We start from the raw sequence: 17,219 nt of genomic DNA, 5'->3' as shown, positions 1-17,219 counted from the left end.
CTCCGCGTCGGCTCACGCCGAGTCGGCCGTTCCGTCTCCGGAGGCCTCGTCGACATCCGCCGGGGTGCCGTAGTACCCCACGAGGTAATTGTGCACGACGCTGCGTGCCTCGTCGATGAACCGCTGGTCGCCCTGCGGGTCGGAGTAGAACGCGCGGGACAGCAGCGCGTCGGCCATCTCGACCGCGATCTCGAGGCGGAAGTTCAGTTCCGGCCCGTGCGGGAGCCCGAACTCCTCAGCGAGGATGTCGGCCATGCGGGCAGCGAAGTACCCGGATTCGATGTCGGCAGACCCGTCGATCGGCGCGCGTTCCCGGTCGACGAAGTGCAGGATGCGGAAGCCCGGCTCGGTGCGGTACAGCGTGATGAACGCCGACACCGAGCAGTCAACGGCGTCCCACCAGTTGGTGGGCTTCCGGTCCGACAGCTCCTCCGCGACCTTGGCGCGGAACCGCTGCACGGCACGCTCGCGCAGCCCCTGCAGCACCGCAACGCGGTCGGGGTAGTAGCGGTACACCGTGCCGATGGATGCGCCGGCACGTTCCGCGATCATGGCGGTGGTGATCCGGTCGAATCCCACTTCGTCCACCGCGCTCGCGGCCGCGTCGAGCAGTGCGCTCAACCGATCGGCGCTTCGCTGCTGGACGGGTTCGGTGCGGATCTGGGGTCCACCGGACTCACCGTCGCGCACAAAAGGGTCGTCAAACGACACATTTCCTCCTTGAAGGTCCGTGACTAGTGTAGGGGCTGTGGCCGTCGCGCCCGCCGCGCTTCCCGTGCCCCGCTCGGGGGCCACCCGCGGTGCGGGTCCGGTCGTCCGCGTGCAGGCATGACAGACTGGGACGATGCCCAAGCCCACCGATGCGTCCGCGGAAGACGCGGCGCCGGCGCGGCTCATGCACCGGGCGGCCCGCGCCGAGGACTGGCTGCACGAGGTGCGGGAACGTTTCGCCCGGCGCCGCGGCCACATTCCCGTGGTCGTGCCGTATCCCGGGTACGGGTCCACCACGTGGCTTCGCGTGCTCTGCCGGGTGCTCCTCACCAAACCGGCCAAGCCCGGCGAGCGGGTGAAGAAGGGCCACGAACCGAGCATCCGCGGGTGGCGGAGCTTCACGAGCGTCCCCGTCAATCACGTCACCGTACGCATCGAGGTGGACGGCCAGGTGCACGAGGTCCACGCCGACCGCGGGGGCGTCGTCGACGCCGTCATCCCCGTCGCGCTGCAGCCCGGCTGGCATGTCGCGCGCCTGCGGGCGGAGGGCTCCGAGGAAGTGGAAGCCCCCGTGTTCGTCGTCGGGCCGGAAGTGTCGGCCGGGATCGTGTCCGACGTGGACGACACGGTCATGGTCACCGCCCTGCCGCGTCCGTTGCTCGCCGCCTGGAACACCTTCGTGCTCGATGAACACGCGCGGGTCCCCACTCCGGGGATGGCGGTGCTGCTGGAACGCCTCGCGGCCGCGACGCCCGGCGCTCCCGTCATCTACCTGTCGACCGGCGCCTGGAACGTCGCGCCCACCCTCACCCGGTTCCTGTCCCGCAACCTGTACCCGGCCGGTGCGCTCCTGCTCACCGACTGGGGCCCGACGCACGACCGGTGGTTCCGAAGCGGCAGCGACCACAAGCGCGAGAACCTGGTGCGCCTCGCGGCGGAGTTTCCCGGCATCCGCTGGATCCTCGTCGGGGACGACGGCCAGCACGACGAGGCCATCTACAGCGAGTTCCAGTCCGCCCATCCCGACAACGTCGGCGCGGTCGCCATTCGCCAGCTCTCCGCGGGTGAGGCGGTGCTGGCCGGTGGCCGCTCGAAGGACGAGGCACGCGGCACCCCGCTGGCGCCGTGGGTCTACGGTCCCGACGGTGCGAGTCTCCTTGAGCAGCTGCGGGGACACGGCCTGCTCTGAGCGCGCGCGTCGCCTGCGTCAGCGAGGTGCCGGTCAGGCGGATGCCTGCAGCAGGCGGTCGAGGCCCCGGTTGACCTGGCGCGCCCAGAGCGGCCCGCGGTAGAGGAACGCCGTGTATCCCTGCACGAGCGTGGCGCCGGCGTGCAGCCGTTCCGCCACCTGCTCGGCGGTTTCCACGCCGCCGACGGAGATGACGCAGAGTTCGGCGGGAACGTGCTTGCGGATGAGCCTCAGCACGGCGAGGGAGCGCTCGTGGAGCGGCGCACCGGAGAGGCCGCCGGCCCCGCACGAGGCGACGGTGGCGGCATCCGTTTCGAGCCCCGACCGGGAGAGCGTCGTGTTGGTCGCGATGATGCCATCGAGGCCGAGCTCGACGACGAGCTGCGCGATCCGGTCGACCTCGCCGTCACCGAGGTCGGGCGCGATCTTCACGAGGAGCGGGGTGGACCCTGCCGCCCCCTTGACCGCCGAGAGCAGCGGCGCCAGCTGGTCGATCTCCTGGAGCCCGCGGAGCCCGGGGGTGTTCGGCGAGCTGACGTTCACGACCAGGTAGTCGGCCAGCGGCGCGAGCTCGGTGGCGCTCGTGAGGTAGTCCGCGGTGGCGTCTTCCACGGCGACGACCCGGCTCTTGCCGATGTTGATGCCGATCACCGGCCGGCGGCGGGCCGCGCGGTCGCGCACCAGGCGTGGCACGGCCGCCGAGGCGCCGCCGTTGTTGAACCCCATGCGGTTGATGACGGCACGGTCGCGCACCAGGCGGAACAGTCGCGGCTTGGGATTGCCCGGCTGCGCGACGGCGGTGAGGGTGCCCACCTCCACGTGGCCGAAGCCGAGGTCGCCGAGGCCGATCACTCCCTTTCCGTCCTTGTCGAACCCGGCGGCAAGGCCGAACGGGGTGCGGAACCGCAGGCCGAGGGTCTCGACGGAGAGGTCGGTGCGGGGCTCGGTGAACGCGCGGGCCAGCCGCCCGAGGCCGAGGCGCGGCAGCGCGCGGATCACCCCGAACGCGAGGTGGTGGGCGAGCTCGGGATCGAGCCGGGACAGCACGAAGCGGAACAACAGCGGGTACACGGGCCTCAGCGTTCTTCGGGGGCGATGTCGTCGTCGCCGGCGGAACCGGCGACGTGGCGGATGCCGCGTTCGTGCTCATCGCGGAGGGTGCGGATGGCGCTCTCGAAGTCGTCGAGCGAATCGAACCCCTGGTACACGCTGGCGAACCGCAGGTAGGCGATCTCGTCGAGGTCACGCAGCGGCGGCAGGATCGCCAGGCCGATGTCGTTCGCGTCGACCTGCGACGCCCCGGTCTGCCGGATGGTCTCCTCGACCTTCTGCGCGAGCATGGCCAGGTCGGCGTCGCTCACCGGACGCCCCTGGCAGGCCTTCCGCACGCCGGCCACGATCTTCTCGCGGCTGAACGGCTCAACGACGCCGCTGCGCTTGATGATGTTGAGGCTCGCCGTCTCGGTGGTGCTGAAGCGGCGACCGCACTCGGGGCACTGCCGGCGACGCCGGATCGACAAGCCGTCGTCGCTCGTGCGGGAATCGACGACGCGGGAGTCAGGATGGCGGCAGAACGGGCAGAACATCGTGCCTCCAGCCTACTGGGTGGCTGCGCTGTCGCGTCCCGCTGCCGCCGCGCCGCGGCGCACCACCCGAGTGAGGGGCCGGACGCGGGATCGGCGAGGCTAGGAACGCTCGGCGGCGAACCGGGCCTTCACGGCGTCGCCGTGCGCGGGGAGCGCCTCGGCCGTGGAGAGCACGTCGATGTTCGCGGCGACCTCGAGCAGGGCCTCCCGGCTGTACTGCACCACCTGCTGCGGGCGCAGGAACGTGTATGCGCCGAGGCCCGACGAGAACCGGGCCTGGCCGCCGGTGGGGAGTACGTGGTTCGAGCCCGCCGAGTAGTCGCCGAGGCTCACCGGTGAATGCGGGCCGAGGAAGATCGCGCCGGCGTTCTCGATCAGGGCGAGGACGGCATCCGGTGACTCGGTCTGGATCTCGAGGTGCTCGGGGCCGAAGGCGTTGCTGAACGCCGCCGCCTGGTCGAGGTCGTCGACCAGCACGATGGCGGACTGGTTGCCGCTGAGGGCCGCGCTCACCCGGTCGGTGTGCGTGGTGGATGCCGCGAGCCGGCCGAGCCGCTCTTCGACGGCGCGGGCGAGCGCGGGCGACGGGGTCACCAGCACAGCTGCGGCGAGCTCGTCGTGCTCGGCCTGGCTCACCAGGTCGGCGGCGACGAGGTCCGGGTCTGCGCTGTCGTCGGCGATCACGAGGATGTCGGTCGGCCCGGCTTCCGCGTCGATCCCGGTCACGCCGCGCACCAGCCGTTTGGCCGCGGCGACATAGACGTTCCCCGGGCCCGTGATGAGCTGCACCGGGTCCAGCCCGATGCCGGGCACCCCGTACGCGAAGGCCCCGACGGCTCCGGCGCCGCCCATGGCGTAGATCTCGTCGATGCCGAGCAGCCCGGCCACCGCGAGGATGGTCGGGTGCACGCGTCCGTCGAAGTGCTGCTGCGGCGGGGACGCCAGGGCGATCGAGCGCACCCCGGCGACCTGGGCCGGGACGACGTTCATGACCACGCTCGACGGGTAGACGGCCTTGCCGCCGGGTACGTAGAGGCCCACCCGGGCTATCGGCTGCCAGCGCTGCGTGATCCGGCCGCCGTCGGCGATGGTGGTGGTCACCGTGGGCGGCACCTGGGCGGCGCTGGCCGCGCGCACCCGCCGGATCGTCTCGAGGACCGCGGCGCGCACGGCCGGATCGAGGTCCGCGACGGCCTGCTCGATGTCGGCCGCGGGCACCCGCACAGCCGTGGGCCGGGCGCGATCGAGCCGTTCGGCCTGGTCGAGCAGGGCGGCCTCCCCCCGGGCGCGCACGTCGTCGATGAGCCCGGCGGCGACCTCGCTCGCCACGCTCACGTCGGTTGCGGCTCGAGGAATGGCGGCCAGGAGGTCGGCGAGGCCGAGGCGTGTGCCGCGCTGGTCAATCGTCTGGATCATCGGCACCAGCCTATCCGGCGTGCGCAGCTGGAATAGTCTGGCGGGGATGACTTCCCACCGGATGAATGACGCCCATGAGTGACAGTTTCGTTCCCCAGGTTCCCGCCGTCCCGCAGGACGGCCCGCCGGACCTCGCCGCGTTCAAGCGCGCCTTCCGTCGCCACGCCGCCGGGGTCGCGGCGATCACGTCGCTGAAAGCGGATGGCACGCCCGTGGGCTTCACCGCGACCTCGCTGGCCTCCCTGGCGGCGGTTCCCCCGCTGGCGACCTTCAACATGGCCCGCACGGCGAGCAGCTGGCCGGCGATCGTGGAGAACGACCACGTCATCATCCACATGCTCGGTGTGCGGAACCGCCGGCTGGCCGAGATCCTGTCGGGGCCGGCGGAGCAACGCTTCGTCGGCGAGCACTGGCATCCGGGTCCCTACGGGATCCCGGTGCTCGATGGCGTCACCTCGTGGATGGTGGGGCGCATCATCGAGCGCGTGAGCGTGCACAACAACGCCGTGGTCGTCGTGCAGATCGAGGGCGGCGGACTCGGCGACGACGACGAGGCGCTCCTGTACCACGAGCGCACCTACCGGGCGCCGGGAACGACCGTCGCGGGTGACGCGCTCCCCTAGTCCCAGCCGAGTGCGAACACGCTCGCCTCGCCGGGCTTGTCGAGGTCGGGGCGGCGTGCGACGCCGACCTTCAGGGCGGTGCGCCGGCGAAGCCGATCACCGGGCCCGCGGCATCCGTTGCCCGGCTCACCACCCAGTAACCGAATCCGTGTGCTCGCCAATGCTGGTCCCCGTCGCGGAACTGGGCGGCGGCCTGGTCGACTGTGGTCATCTGCCGGCTCGGGTCGAAGCGGTTCGTGGCCGGGTCGGCGTGGATCTCGAAGAGCACGCCGATGTCATCGACAACCGGCCGCCGCAGCAGCAGTCGTTCCGTGCGGTGGTCGGCGTGCCGTGCGCGGTCGGTCATCGCGGCGTCAGGCCAGGCAGAACGGGCCCAGCAGGCTCTTCAACTCCCCGAACAGGTCGGCGCTCACGCCCACCCGGTAGGGCAGCTCGAACACGCGGGCCGCGTTGCCCTTCACCAGCTTGAGCCGCACCTCGGACTCACCCTGGTGCCGGATCAGCACGTCGCCGAGTGCCGTGACCGTGTCGGTGGTCGCGCGCGCCTCGGGCATTACGATCGACAGCGGCCCCGCCTCGGTCCCCTGCCCGAGCTCCGGGGCGAACAGGCTGTACGCGTGCAGGTTCATGCCGTCGTCGCGCATGCTCACGCGCCCGCGCACCACCACGATCGAGTCGTTGATGAGCGCCGGGGAGAACTCCTGATAGGCCTTGCCCATGAACATGGCGGTGATCTCGCCGCCGAAGTCCTCGACCTGGATCATGCCGTACTGGTTGCCGGATTTCTTGGCCACCCGGTGCTGCACGCTCGTGATGAGACCCGCGATGGTGACCGTGTCGCCGTCCTGCGTCTGCTCGGAGGCGATCAGGTCGGCGATGGCGGTGCTGGCGTGTTTCGCGAGCGGGATCTCGAGGCCGGCCAGCGGATGGTCCGACACGTAGAGCCCGAGCATGTCGCGCTCGAAGGCCAGTTTCTCCTTCTTCGACCATTCCGGCCGGTCGGGCACCTTCTCGCCCGCCTGCGGGTCGTCGAACAGGCTGTCGAAGTCGAATCCGACGTTGCCGTGCTCCTCGTCGCGCTTGATCTTGACGGCAGACTCCACCGCGCCCTCGTGGACCTCGACCATGGCGCGCCGGGTCGCGCCGAGCGAGTCGAACGCGCCGGCCTTGATCAGCGACTCGACGGTGCGCTTGTTCGCCACCTGCAGGGGCACCTTCGCGAGGAAGTCGTGGAACGACTCGAACCGCCCCTTCTCGTCGCGGGCGCTGCGGATGGCGTCGACGACGTTGAAGCCGACGTTGCGCACGGCGCCGAGCCCGAAGCGGATGTCGGTGCCGACGGCCGCGAAGAAGCCGATCGACTCGTTCACGTCTGGCGGCAGCACCTTGATGCCCATGCGCCGGCACTCGTTGAGGTACAGCGCGAGCTTGTCGCGGGCGTCGCCGACGCTGGTGAGGAGCGCGGCCATGTACTCGGCCGGGTAGTGGGCCTTGAGGTAGGCGGTCCAGTAGGACAGCACGCCGTACGCCGCCGAGTGCGCCTTGTTGAATGCGTAGTCGGAGAACGGCAGCAGGATGTCCCAGATGGTCTTGATCGCGGCATCCGAGTAGCCATTGGCCTTCATGCCGCCGGAGAAGCCCTCGAACTGCTTGTCGAGTTCGGACTTCTTCTTCTTGCCCATCGCGCGCCGCAGCAGGTCCGCCTGCCCGAGCGAGAAGCCCGCCAGCTTCTGCGCGATCGACATGACCTGCTCCTGGTAGACGATCAGGCCGTAGGTGTTGCCGATGATCTCGGAGAGCGGTTCCTCGAGCTCCGGGTGGATCGCGACGATTTGCTGCTGCCCGGTCTTCCGCAGCGCGTAGTTGGTGTGCGAGTTCGCGCCCATGGGGCCCGGCCGGTACAGGGCGATGACGGCGGAGATGTCCTCGAAGTTGTCGGGCTTCATCAGCCGCAGCAGCGAGCGCATGGGGCCGCCGTCGAGCTGGAAGACGCCGAGGGTGTCGCCGCGGGCGAGGAGTTCGTAGGCGAGCGGGTCGTCGAGTGCGAGGTCTTCCAGCACCGGCCGGTGGCCGCGGTTCATCTGGATGTTGTCGAGCGCGTCGTCGATGATCGTGAGGTTCCGGAGCCCCAGGAAGTCCATCTTGATCAGGCCCAGCGACTCACAGGCCGGGTAGTCGAACTGGGTGACGATCTGGCCGTCCTGCTCCCGCTTCATGATCGGGATGATGTCGATGAGCGGGTCGCTGGACATGATGACGCCGGCGGCATGCACGCCCCACTGCCGCTTCAGGTTCTCGATGCCGAGCGCCGTGTCGAAGACGGTGCGCGCCTCGGGGTCCGACTCGATCACCGCGCGGAAGTCGCCGGCCTCGCGGTACCGCGGGTGGTCCTTGTCGAACATGCCCGTGAGCGGCACGTCCTTGCCCATGATCGCCGGCGGCATCGCCTTGGTGAGCTTGTCGCCCATGCCGAACGGGAAGCCCAGCACGCGGGAGGAGTCCTTGAGCGCCTGCTTGGCCTTGATGGTGCCGTAGGTGACGATCTGGGCGACCCGCTCGTCGCCGTACTTCTCGGTGACGTAGCGGATGACCTCGCCGCGCCGGCGCTCGTCGAAGTCCACGTCGAAGTCCGGCATGGAGACACGGTCGGGGTTGAGGAACCGCTCGAAGATGAGGCCGTGCTGGAGCGGGTCGAGGTCGGTGATGCCCATCGCGTACGCGGCCATGGAGCCGGCGCCGGAGCCGCGGCCGGGGCCGACGCGGATGCCGTTGCGCTTGGACCAGTTGATGAAGTCGGCGACCACGAGGAAGTACCCCGGGAAGCCCATCTGGGTGATGACGCCGACCTCGTAGTCCGCCTGCTTGCGCACGGCGTCGGAGAACCCGTTCGGGTAACGGCGCACCAGGCCGGCCTCGACCTCCTTGATGAACCAGGTCTCCTCGCTCTCCCCGTCGGGCACCGGGAAGCGCGGCATGTAGTTCGCCTGCGTGTTGAACGCGACGTCGCACCGCTCAGCGATGAGCAGGGTGTTGTCGCAGGCTTCGGGGTTGTCGCGGAAGAGGTGGCGCATCTGGCTGGCGGACTTGAGGTAGAACTCGTCGGAGTCGAACTTGAACCGGTTCGGGTCGTCGAGGGTCGACGCCGACTGCACGCACAGCAGCGCCGCGTGCGCGGTGGCGTCGTGCGCGTGCGTGTAGTGCAGGTCGTTGGTGGCCACCAGCGGCAGGTCGAGCTCCTTGGCGAGCCGCAGCAGGTCGCTCATGGTGCGGCGCTCAACGTCGATGCCGTGGTCCATGACCTCGCAGAAGTAGTTGCCCGCTCCGAAGATGTCGCGGAACTCCGCGGCGGCCTTCTTCGCCTCGTCGTACTGGCCGAGCCGCAGCCGGGTCTGCACCTCACCACCGGCGCAGCCGGTGGTGGCGATGAGGCCCCCGGCGTACTGCGCGAGGAGCTCCCGGTCCATGCGGGGTTTGAAGTAGTACCCCTCGAGCGACGCCCGGGAGGAGAGCCGGAAGAGGTTGTGCATGCCGGCCGTGGTCTCCGACAACAGGGTCATGTGCGTATACGCGCCGCTGCCGCCGACGTCGTCGCGGCCGTCGCCGGCCGAGCCCCAGCGCACGCGGGTCTTGTCACTCCGGTGCGTGCCGGGGGTGATGTACGCCTCGGTGCCGATGATCGGCTTGACGCCGGCATCCGTCGCCGTCTTCCAGAAGTCGAACGCCCCGAAGACGTTACCGTGGTCGGTCACGGCGACGGCGGGCATCCCCTGCTCGGCGGCCGCCTCGACCAGTGGCTTGACCCGGGCGGCGCCGTCGAGCATGGAGTACTCGCTGTGCACGTGAAGGTGTACGAACGAATCACTCTGCTGCGACACGACTGCTCCGGAACTGCTGGGGGGTGGTGGTGAACAACTAGCTTAAGCCGCAGCTTAAACGGCGCCGGCGACATCGCGCAGGACCGCCAGCGCGTGGGCGAGATCCTCGGGATAGTCCGAGGTGAAGGTGACCCACTCCCCCGAGGCCGGGTGGGTGAAGGCCAGCTGGCGGGCGTGCAGCCATTGCCGGGTGAGGCCGAGCCTGGCCGAGATCGTCGGGTCGGCCCCGTACATGGCGTCGCCGACGCACGGATGCCGCTGGGCGGCCATGTGCACCCGGATCTGGTGGGTGCGCCCCGTCTCCAGGTGCACCTCCAGCAGCGACGCGGAGGGGAAGGCCTCCAGCGTCTCGTAGTGGGTGACGGCGTGCTTGCCGTCAGCGATGACCGCGAACTTCCAGTCCGACCGCGGGTGTCGGCCGACGGGGGCGTCGATGGTGCCCGCCAGGGGGTCGGGGTGGCCCTGGACGACGGTGTGGTAGATCTTCTCCACCTCGCGGTCGTGGAAGGCGCGCTTGAGCGCGGTGTAGGCCGGTTCGGACTTGGCCACCACCATGAGGCCGCTCGTGCCCGCGTCCAGGCGGTGCACGACGCCGGCCCGCTCCGCCGCTCCCGAGGTCGAGATGCGGTACCCCGCGGCCGCCAGCGCACCGACGACGGTGGGACCGGTCCAGCCCGTGCTCGGGTGGGCGGCGACCCCCGCGGGCTTGTCGACCACGACGATGTCGTCGTCGTCGTACACGATGCCGAGGTCGGGCACATGGGTGGGGACGATCCGCACCTCCTCCTTGGGCTGCCAGCTGACCTCGAGCCAGGCGCCGGCGCGCAAGCGGTCGGACTTGCCGACGACGGCACCGTCCAGGGTCACGCCGCCGGCCTCGGCCACCTCCGCCGCGAAGCTGCGGGAGAAGCCCAGGAGCTTGCCGATACCGGCGTCGACCCGCACACCCGCGAGCCCGTCGGGAAGCGGCAGCGAGCGGGTCTCCATGTCAGGCCGTTTCCCGGTCGTCCGGTGCCGGTCGGTGCTCCTCGGCCAGCTTGCCGCTGACGCGCCGCCCGTCGAGGCCGGTGCCGCGGATGGTGAGGATCATGAAGATGATCATGCTCGCGACGATGCACATGTCGGCGACGTTGTAGATCGCCGGGATCAGCCAGGGCGTCGAGATGAAGTCCACGACGTGGCCGAGCCCAAAGCTGGGCTCCCGCACGAACCGGTCGGTGAGGTTGCCGAGCACGCCACCGAGCAGGAGGCCGAACACGGCCGACCAGGCGAGCGAGCGGATGCGACGGGCGAACCAGATGATGAACACCACGACGCCCGTCGCGATGAGGGAGAAGATCCAGGTCACGCCGCTGGCCAGGGAGAACGCGGCGCCCGGGTTCCGAACGAAGTGCAGTTGCAGCACATCACCCAGAACCCGGACCACGTCACCTTCGACCAGCCGGGTGGCCACCAGGTATTTGGTCACCTGGTCGAGCGCGTAGACGCCCAGGGCCACCAGGCCGAGGAGGACCAGCGCACTCGTGCGGGGCTTCGACCTGGCCCTACGCTCCAAAGCCCTGGAAGCTGGGCTTCGAGGCGGCGGAGGCGCCGGCACCGACCGGGGACTCGGACTCGAGCTCGTGGAGCTGGCCCTCGATGTAGCTCTTCAGCTTCTGGCGGTACTCACGCTCGAAGGTGCGCAGTTCGTCGATCTTCTTCTCGAGGACCGAGCGCTCCTTGTCGAGCTCGTTGAGCTGCTGGCGCTGCTTCGCCTCGGCCTCGGCCACGAGGCGCGCTGCGGTGGCGTGGCCTTCGGCGACGAGCGCGTCGCGCTTCTCCGAGCCTTCCTTCACGTGCTCCTCGTGCAGGCGGCGAGCCAGCTGCAGGAGGTTCGTGGTGCCGGCGGTCTCGTCGTCCACGGCCGGGGTGGCGGGGGCAGCGACGACGGGCGCGGGGGCGGGAGCGGCCGGGGCGGCCTTGACGGCGGGCTTGGGCTCTGCCGGGGCGGCGGCCTTTGCGGGGGCACCGTTGCCGCCCGCGAGCTGGGCCCGCAGTTCTTCATTCTCCTGGTTCAGGCGGCGCAGTTCGACGACGACCTCGTCGAGGAAGTCATCCACCTCGTCCTGGTCGTAGCCCTCACGGAACTTTGTCGACTGGAATCTCTTGTTGACTACATCTTCCGGAGTTAGCGCCATGGCTTCCCACCCTTAGAACTCGAGTTGTGAATAGTGATTGCGTGTGCTGGAACCGGTGAAGTGGGCGCGTGCCACACCGTGAATGGCCCTTCAGCGTCACCGCTCAAGGATACATGCCACGCGGCTCATCCTCGTGCGCCTCACCGCATCGATCACATCGCGCGGGCGACCCATTCGGGGATGGCGCCGACGATCGACATGGCGATGATGCAGCCGAGCATGGTGAGGCTCCAACCGAAGTCGAAAGCGATCGGTCCCAGGCGAAGGGGCGGCAGGAGCCGGCGGAAGAAGCGGATGGGCGGGTCGGTCAGCCCGTAGACGGCCGAGGCCGCGACGAGGCCGGCGCCGTGCGGCCGCCAGTGCCGGTTGACGGACTGCACCAGGTCGAGGATGAACCGTGCCCACATTGTGAAGAAGTACAGCAGCAGGGCGTAGTACAGCACGCCTGCCACCAGCGAGATCAGGAACACGCCCCGGGTCAGGACTGGCCGAAGAAGGATGCCTCGCTGTCGCTGTCACCCTCCGCCGACTCGCCGGAGATGGCCACGTGCGACGGCGACAGCAGGAACACCTTGGCCGTGACCCGCTCGATCTTGCCGGAGAGGCCCTGTGACAGCCCGCTGGCGAAGTCGATGAGGCGGCGGGCGTCGCCGTCGCTCATCTGGGAGAGGTTGATGATGACGGGGATGCCGTCACGGAAGGACTCGGCGATCGCCTGCGCGTCGCGGTACTGCCGCGGGTGGACGGTGAGGATTTCGTTCATTTCTGAAGCGGCCACATTTCTGGGAGTCGCGACCCTGTGCAGCGGGGTGACCGGCGCCGGTTGCGAGTTGGTGCGGGCGGACGAGTTCGTCGCACGCTCGGGGAAGCTGCGCTCGGGGGCTGCGGCGGCTCCGGGCGCGGCGTGCGCCTCGTATTCCAGCTCTTCGTCTGCCAGACCCAGGTAGACCATGGTTTTCTTGAGCGGGTTGGACATCAGGACCTCCGTGTTGGTGATGCTTCTGAGCCCTAGGTTATTGAATGCCTGGGCGTTTGCCGGTGATTGCCGTACCGATTCGCAGGTGTGTCGCGCCCTCGGCGATGGCGTCGGCATAGTCCTGCGACATCCCCATCGACAGCCCGGTAGCCTCCGGCGCGATCCGGGCCAGCCGTTCCGAGAGCTCACGCACCCGCGCGAAGGCCGGCCGGGGCGGCGCACCGAGCGGGGCGACGGCCATGAGGCCCAGCAGTCGGAGGCCCGGCGCGGCGAGCGCGCTCTCGGCCAGCGCCTCGAGGCCGGCCGGGTCGACTCCCCCGCGGTCGGGATCGTCGGTGAGGTTGACCTGGATGAAGCAGTCGACGCTGGAGGAGTCGGACGACAGCGCGCGCACGAGCGGTTCTCGGTCGACGGAGTGGATAACGTCGGCGTATGCGCGCACCTGCCGCGCCTTCTTGCCCTGCAGCTGGCCCACGAAGTGCCAGGTGAGGCTCGGGTCGTCGAGCTGGGCCGCCTTGGCCTGGGCCTCCTGGTGGCGGTTCTCACCGAAGTCGCGCACGCCGAGCCCGGCGAGTTCACGGATCATCGAAACCGGGTGGAACTTGGTCACGACGATCGTGGTGATCTCGCCGGGGTCACGGCCCGCGGCGCGTGCCGCGTCGGCCACCGACGCCCGCGTGTCGGCGAGCCGCTCGGCGAGGCTGCTCACTTCAGGAAGTCTGGGATGTCCAGGTCGTCGGACTCGTCGTCGAAGGCGGGGTCGGCGACGATGGCGTCGGCCGCGAGGGACTCCGACTGCCACGAGGATGACCCGTCGGGCGTGCCGAAGCCGCCGGCGGCATCCGCTGTCGCCGTGCTCGCCGTCGCGGCCGCGATGCCGGCGCTGACCAGGTCGCCCCGGCGCACCTCGGCCGGCTTTGCCCCCGGTTCGCCGCCGTCGAACCCGGCGGCGATGACGGTGACACGCACCTCGTCGCCCAGCGTGTCGTCGATGACGGCACCGAAGATGATGTTGGCCTCGGCGTGCACGGCTTCCTGCACCAGGCGCGCGGCGTCGTTGATCTCGAAGATGCCGAGGTTCGAGCCGCCCTGGATCGACAGCAGCACGCCGTGCGCGCCGTCGATGGATGCCTCGAGCAGCGGCGACGCGACGGCCAGTTCGGCGGCCTTGATGGCACGGTCCGCGCCGCGGGACGAGCCGATGCCCATGAGGGCGGAGCCGGCGCCCTGCATGACCGACTTGACGTCGGCGAAGTCGAGGTTGATGAGGCCCGGGGTGGTGATGAGGTCGGTGATGCCCTGGACACCGGCGAGGAGCACCTGGTCGGCGGTGGAGAACGCCTCGAGCATGCTGATGCCGCGGTCGCTGATCTCGAGGAGCCGGTCGTTCGGCACGACGATGAGGGTGTCGACCTCGTTCTTGAGGGTGGCCACACCCGTCTCGGCCTGCATCTGGCGCCGCTTGCCCTCGAAGCCGAACGGCTTGGTGACGACACCGATGGTGAGCGCACCGATCGACTTGGCGATGCGCGCCACGACGGGAGCGCCGCCGGTTCCCGTGCCGCCACCCTCACCGGCCGTGACGAAGACCATGTCGGCGCCGGCGAGCGCTTCCTCGATCTCCTCGGCGTGGTCTTCCGCGGCGCGGCGGCCCACCTCGGGGTCGGCGCCGGCGCCGAGGCCGCGGGTGAGGTCACGACCCACGTCGAGCTTGACGTCGGCGTCGCTCATCAGCAGCGCCTGGGCATCCGTGTTGATGGCAATGAACTCCACACCGCGGAGTCCGAGTTCGATCATGCGGTTGACGGCGTTGACGCCGCCGCCGCCGATGCCGACAACCTTGATGACGGCGAGGTAGTTCTGATTTGTTGACACGTCGGCCTCCGGGTGGAACTCTAAACCTATAGTCGAGGGTTAAAGTTATGCTGAGTATGCAATTCCTGATTCCGAAGGTAGGTCGCGCAGCCAGTGCCTTGGGGAGGCGCGCCCGCGTGTCGGAGAGAAATGCCCCAAACGGGTGTGCCCGCACGCGCCTGTGCCGCTCGCCGGCCCTGCCGTTCGTCGCCGAGACGCACACCTGCGGCCGAGACTGACAGGCGCGCCTGGCGGTTTCGACCGGAAGGGTCCGTCTCGGCGGGAGGGGTGACCGGCGGGGTCAGCGGATGACGGGGCTGTCGGGCGAGGTCACGTCGTATTCGTCGACGCTCCCCGCGGGGTGCGACACCATGAGCGCGGTGAGCACGGCGGCCTTGTCGTCGGACCGCTCCGCGCTCCCCCAGACCACCCGGGCGCCGCCGGAGAGGGTCAGTGTGACGTCGTCGGCGGTGCCGGCGTGCACCTCGCGCAGCGTGCCGCGGATGCCGTCGGGCAGGGCCCGGACCACGGCCGTGGCCGCACGGAACCCGGCGCCGTCCGTGTCGCCGGCGACCAGTTTCGGGTAGCCGTCGGGTCGTTTCGCCGAGGTCTCGATGACGACGCCGGCGGCGTCGACGAGGTCGAAGCGGGAACCGCGCGCGATGACGCCCACCGGCTCCCGTTCGACCAGGCGCACCACGAGCGTGTGCGGGGGCCGGCTCTCGGTGCGGAAGCTCTGGATGATGGTGAACGGGGCGAGGGCGCTCTTGACCTCGGCAGAGTCGATGAGCGGCAGCGGCGTGCCGAGCTGGTCGGCCAGCGCCGCCTCCACCTTGTCGGCGGGGAGCCGCTCGGCCCCCACGACCTGCACCTGGCGGAGGGCCATGACGGGCGAGTACACGCCCACGAGAACGAACGCGGCCAGGGCCGCCACCACACCCAGCGCGGCCAGCCAGGCCCGCCGGCGCCGACGTGAGCGCCAGGTGAAGCGGCGCACCTCCTCGCGCTCGTACTTTTTGCGTGCCCGGCGGGCGGCGCGGAGCTGCCGGCGGGCTGCCACCGCTGCGAGCGCCGGCCGTCGGGACGAGGGGCCGTCCGCGTCGCCGTCCGCGTCGGCGTCGACGCCGGTGTCGGCATCCGCGCCCGCATCCGCCGGCACATAAAGGGGCGGCGCACTGGGTTCGTGCTCCCGCTCGGTAACGGGCGGCGTCGCGGCCTGCACGGCGATGGGTTCGGTGATGGGGTCGTTGCGGGAGGGGCGCGGCGTTGGTGCCTGACGGGTCCGATCCCGCGGGGGCGATGCCGGCGGAGGCACGGGGGGTGCCGGCGGCGGCGTGAAGGCCTGCGGCCGCCTCATGACGCCGTCATCCGCGGACCCGTTCGAGCGACTCCAGCAGCTGCGGGACGATGCGGTACACGTCGCCGCAGCCGAGCGTGATCACGAAGTCGCCCTCCCGGCTGATCTCCGCCACGTGGTCGGCGGCCGCCTGCCAGTCGGGAACGAAGGCCACGTGCGCGGGGTCGGCGAACCGGGTGGAGACGAGTTCGCCGGTCACGCCCGGTTCCGGGTCTTCCCGGGCACCGTAGACGTCGAGCACCACGGTCTCATCGGCGTACTCCTCGAGGGTGTGCGCGAACTCGGTGGCGAAGAGCCGGGTGCGGCTGTACAGGTGCGGCTGGTGCACGGCGATGATTCGGCCCGAGCCGACGACGCTGCGTGCTGCGGCCAGGGCGGCGGCCACCTCGGTCGGGTGGTGCGCGTAGTCGTCGTACACGCTCACTCCACCGACGATGCCGTGCAGCTCGAACCGACGCTGGGTGCCGCCGAAGGCCGCAATGGCCTCGAGCGACGCCGCCGGGTCGAAACCGAGCCCGACGAGCACGGCGAAGGCGCCCGCGGCGTTGATGGCGTTGTGGCGGCCGGGAACGCGGAGCGTCGCCGTGTAGTCCCGGCCCTCCCAGCGCACCGAGAAGCTCACGGGACCGTCGGTGACGACCGAGTGCACCTGAACGTCCGCGCCGGGATCCTCGCCGAACGTGACGACGCGCTGCGTGTGCTGTCCGGTGTGCCCGGCCTGCAGCAGGTCGGTGACGCGTCGTGCCCCGGCGTCGTCGGAGGAGACGACCACGAGCTCGGTCGCGTCGCGCGCGAAGTCGACGAACGCGGCCTGGAACGCCTCGAGCGAGCCGTAGTGGTCGAGGTGATCGGGGTCGACGTTGGTGATGAGCGCCACGGCGGTGTTGTACAGCAGGAAGGAGCCGTCGGACTCGTCCGCTTCGACGACGAAGAGGTCGTCTGAGCCAGCAGCGGCGCTGACGCCCAGGGATTCGATGACACCGCCGTTGACGAAGCTCGGGTCCTGGCCGAGACCCAGGAGCCCGGTGACGATCATGCCCGTGGAGGTGGTCTTTCCGTGCGCGCCCGCCACCGCAACGAGGCGGTGCTGCTTGATGAGCCAGGCCAGCGCCTGGGAGCGGTGCAGCACGGGCAGGCCGCGTTGCAGGGCGAGCTGGTACTCGGGGTTGTCCTGCCAGAGTGCCCCCGTGACGACGAGGGTGTCGGCGTCGCCGACGTTCGCCGCATCGTGCCCGATGGCGATGGGAACGCCGAGCTCGCGCAGGGCCTCGGTGTTCGAGGACTCGCGCACGTCGGAGCCGGTGATGGTGTGGCCGGCGGCGAGGAACAGCCGCGCGATCCCGCTCATTCCGGAGCCGCCGATCCCGACGAAGTGCACGGTACCGAGGTCGTCGGGGACGGCCAGGTCCAGGTCGGGCTTGATCACAAGGCCTTCTTTCGTGGTCGGTGCGTGCG

17 protein-coding genes are annotated in these 17,219 nt (G+C 70.1%); 2 read left to right on the top strand and 15 right to left on the bottom strand.

Features of this window, described 5'->3' with window-relative positions:
• Nucleotides 1-12 precede the first annotated feature (12 nt).
• Nucleotides 13-711: a TetR/AcrR family transcriptional regulator gene (locus EEJ31_RS09750; RefSeq protein ID WP_233563837.1), complete on the bottom strand. Its 699-nt coding sequence runs from the start codon at nucleotides 709-711 to the stop codon at nucleotides 13-15.
• Between the two features lie 133 nt (nucleotides 712-844).
• On the opposite strand from EEJ31_RS09750, the gene EEJ31_RS09745 reads away from it, so the two are divergent.
• Nucleotides 845-1,900, top strand: coding sequence for an App1 family protein (locus EEJ31_RS09745; protein ID WP_233563836.1), 1,056 nt, complete (start codon nucleotides 845-847; stop codon nucleotides 1,898-1,900).
• Nucleotides 1,901-1,933: 33 nt separating this feature from the next.
• Here EEJ31_RS09745 and EEJ31_RS09740 read toward each other — a convergent pair whose 3' ends face one another.
• The 3 genes from EEJ31_RS09740 to hisD all read right to left on the bottom strand — a co-directional run bounded on the left by EEJ31_RS09740 (nucleotide 1,934) and on the right by hisD (nucleotide 4,902).
• Nucleotides 1,934-2,971, bottom strand: a complete 1,038-nt coding sequence (locus EEJ31_RS09740) for a quinone-dependent dihydroorotate dehydrogenase (RefSeq protein WP_123046109.1) — start codon at nucleotides 2,969-2,971, stop codon at nucleotides 1,934-1,936.
• A gap of 5 nt (nucleotides 2,972-2,976) precedes the next feature.
• Complete coding sequence (gene nrdR, locus EEJ31_RS09735; RefSeq protein ID WP_123046108.1) at nucleotides 2,977-3,486, bottom strand: transcriptional regulator NrdR; 510 nt, start codon at nucleotides 3,484-3,486, stop codon at nucleotides 2,977-2,979.
• Nucleotides 3,487-3,585: 99 nt separating this feature from the next.
• Nucleotides 3,586-4,902 (bottom strand): histidinol dehydrogenase, encoded by a 1,317-nt coding sequence (hisD, locus tag EEJ31_RS09730; RefSeq protein WP_123046107.1) that lies wholly within the window; start codon nucleotides 4,900-4,902, stop codon nucleotides 3,586-3,588.
• A gap of 74 nt (nucleotides 4,903-4,976) precedes the next feature.
• Between hisD and EEJ31_RS09725 the strand changes: the two genes are divergently transcribed.
• On the top strand, nucleotides 4,977-5,525 hold the full coding sequence (locus EEJ31_RS09725) for a flavin reductase family protein (protein WP_123046106.1): 549 nt from the start codon (nucleotides 4,977-4,979) through the stop codon (nucleotides 5,523-5,525).
• Nucleotides 5,526-5,595: 70 nt separating this feature from the next.
• Here the strand turns inward: EEJ31_RS09725 and EEJ31_RS09720 are convergent, their stop codons facing one another.
• The 11 genes from EEJ31_RS09720 to murC form a co-directional block, all read right to left on the bottom strand.
• On the bottom strand, nucleotides 5,596-5,871 hold the full coding sequence (locus tag EEJ31_RS09720; RefSeq protein WP_123046105.1) for a GNAT family N-acetyltransferase: 276 nt from the start codon (nucleotides 5,869-5,871) through the stop codon (nucleotides 5,596-5,598).
• 7 nt (nucleotides 5,872-5,878) lie between these two features.
• Complete coding sequence (gene dnaE / locus EEJ31_RS09715; protein WP_123046128.1) at nucleotides 5,879-9,346, bottom strand: DNA polymerase III subunit alpha; 3,468 nt, start codon at nucleotides 9,344-9,346, stop codon at nucleotides 5,879-5,881.
• Between the two features lie 108 nt (nucleotides 9,347-9,454).
• On the bottom strand, nucleotides 9,455-10,387 hold the full coding sequence (locus EEJ31_RS09710; protein ID WP_123046104.1) for an RluA family pseudouridine synthase: 933 nt from the start codon (nucleotides 10,385-10,387) through the stop codon (nucleotides 9,455-9,457).
• A gap of 1 nt (nucleotide 10,388) precedes the next feature.
• The gene (lspA, locus tag EEJ31_RS09705; protein WP_233563835.1) at nucleotides 10,389-10,955 is read right to left on the bottom strand and encodes a signal peptidase II; all 567 of its coding nucleotides are present in this window, start codon (nucleotides 10,953-10,955) and stop codon (nucleotides 10,389-10,391) included.
• Nucleotides 10,945-11,577, bottom strand: coding sequence for a DivIVA domain-containing protein (locus EEJ31_RS09700; RefSeq protein WP_123046103.1), 633 nt, complete (start codon nucleotides 11,575-11,577; stop codon nucleotides 10,945-10,947). The genes lspA and EEJ31_RS09700 overlap by 11 nt, the downstream gene beginning before the upstream one ends.
• Nucleotides 11,578-11,729: 152 nt before the next feature.
• Nucleotides 11,730-12,047: a YggT family protein gene (locus tag EEJ31_RS09695; RefSeq protein ID WP_123046102.1), complete on the bottom strand. Its 318-nt coding sequence runs from the start codon at nucleotides 12,045-12,047 to the stop codon at nucleotides 11,730-11,732.
• 8 nt (nucleotides 12,048-12,055) lie between these two features.
• Nucleotides 12,056-12,553, bottom strand: a complete 498-nt coding sequence (locus EEJ31_RS09690; RefSeq protein ID WP_123046101.1) for a cell division protein SepF — start codon at nucleotides 12,551-12,553, stop codon at nucleotides 12,056-12,058.
• Between the two features lie 37 nt (nucleotides 12,554-12,590).
• Nucleotides 12,591-13,262, bottom strand: coding sequence for a YggS family pyridoxal phosphate-dependent enzyme (locus EEJ31_RS09685; protein WP_123046100.1), 672 nt, complete (start codon nucleotides 13,260-13,262; stop codon nucleotides 12,591-12,593).
• Complete coding sequence (gene ftsZ, locus EEJ31_RS09680) at nucleotides 13,259-14,428, bottom strand: cell division protein FtsZ (protein ID WP_123046099.1); 1,170 nt, start codon at nucleotides 14,426-14,428, stop codon at nucleotides 13,259-13,261. Before ftsZ ends, EEJ31_RS09685 begins: the two co-directional genes overlap by 4 nt.
• Nucleotides 14,429-14,708: 280 nt before the next feature.
• The gene (locus EEJ31_RS09675) at nucleotides 14,709-15,764 is read right to left on the bottom strand and encodes an FtsQ-type POTRA domain-containing protein (RefSeq protein WP_123046098.1); all 1,056 of its coding nucleotides are present in this window, start codon (nucleotides 15,762-15,764) and stop codon (nucleotides 14,709-14,711) included.
• A 7-nt stretch (nucleotides 15,765-15,771) separates the two neighbouring features.
• Entirely contained in the window at nucleotides 15,772-17,190 is a 1,419-nt protein-coding gene (gene murC / locus EEJ31_RS09670) for a UDP-N-acetylmuramate--L-alanine ligase (protein WP_123046097.1), read from the bottom strand.
• Between the last annotated feature and the right edge of the window lie 29 nt (nucleotides 17,191-17,219).

The sequence above is a fragment of the Cryobacterium tepidiphilum genome (genome assembly GCF_003716325.1).
Lineage (GTDB): Bacteria > Actinomycetota > Actinomycetes > Actinomycetales > Microbacteriaceae > Cryobacterium > Cryobacterium tepidiphilum.
Note: the sequence above shows the minus strand (reverse complement) of the source record. Positions and strands in the feature narration are given on the sequence as shown.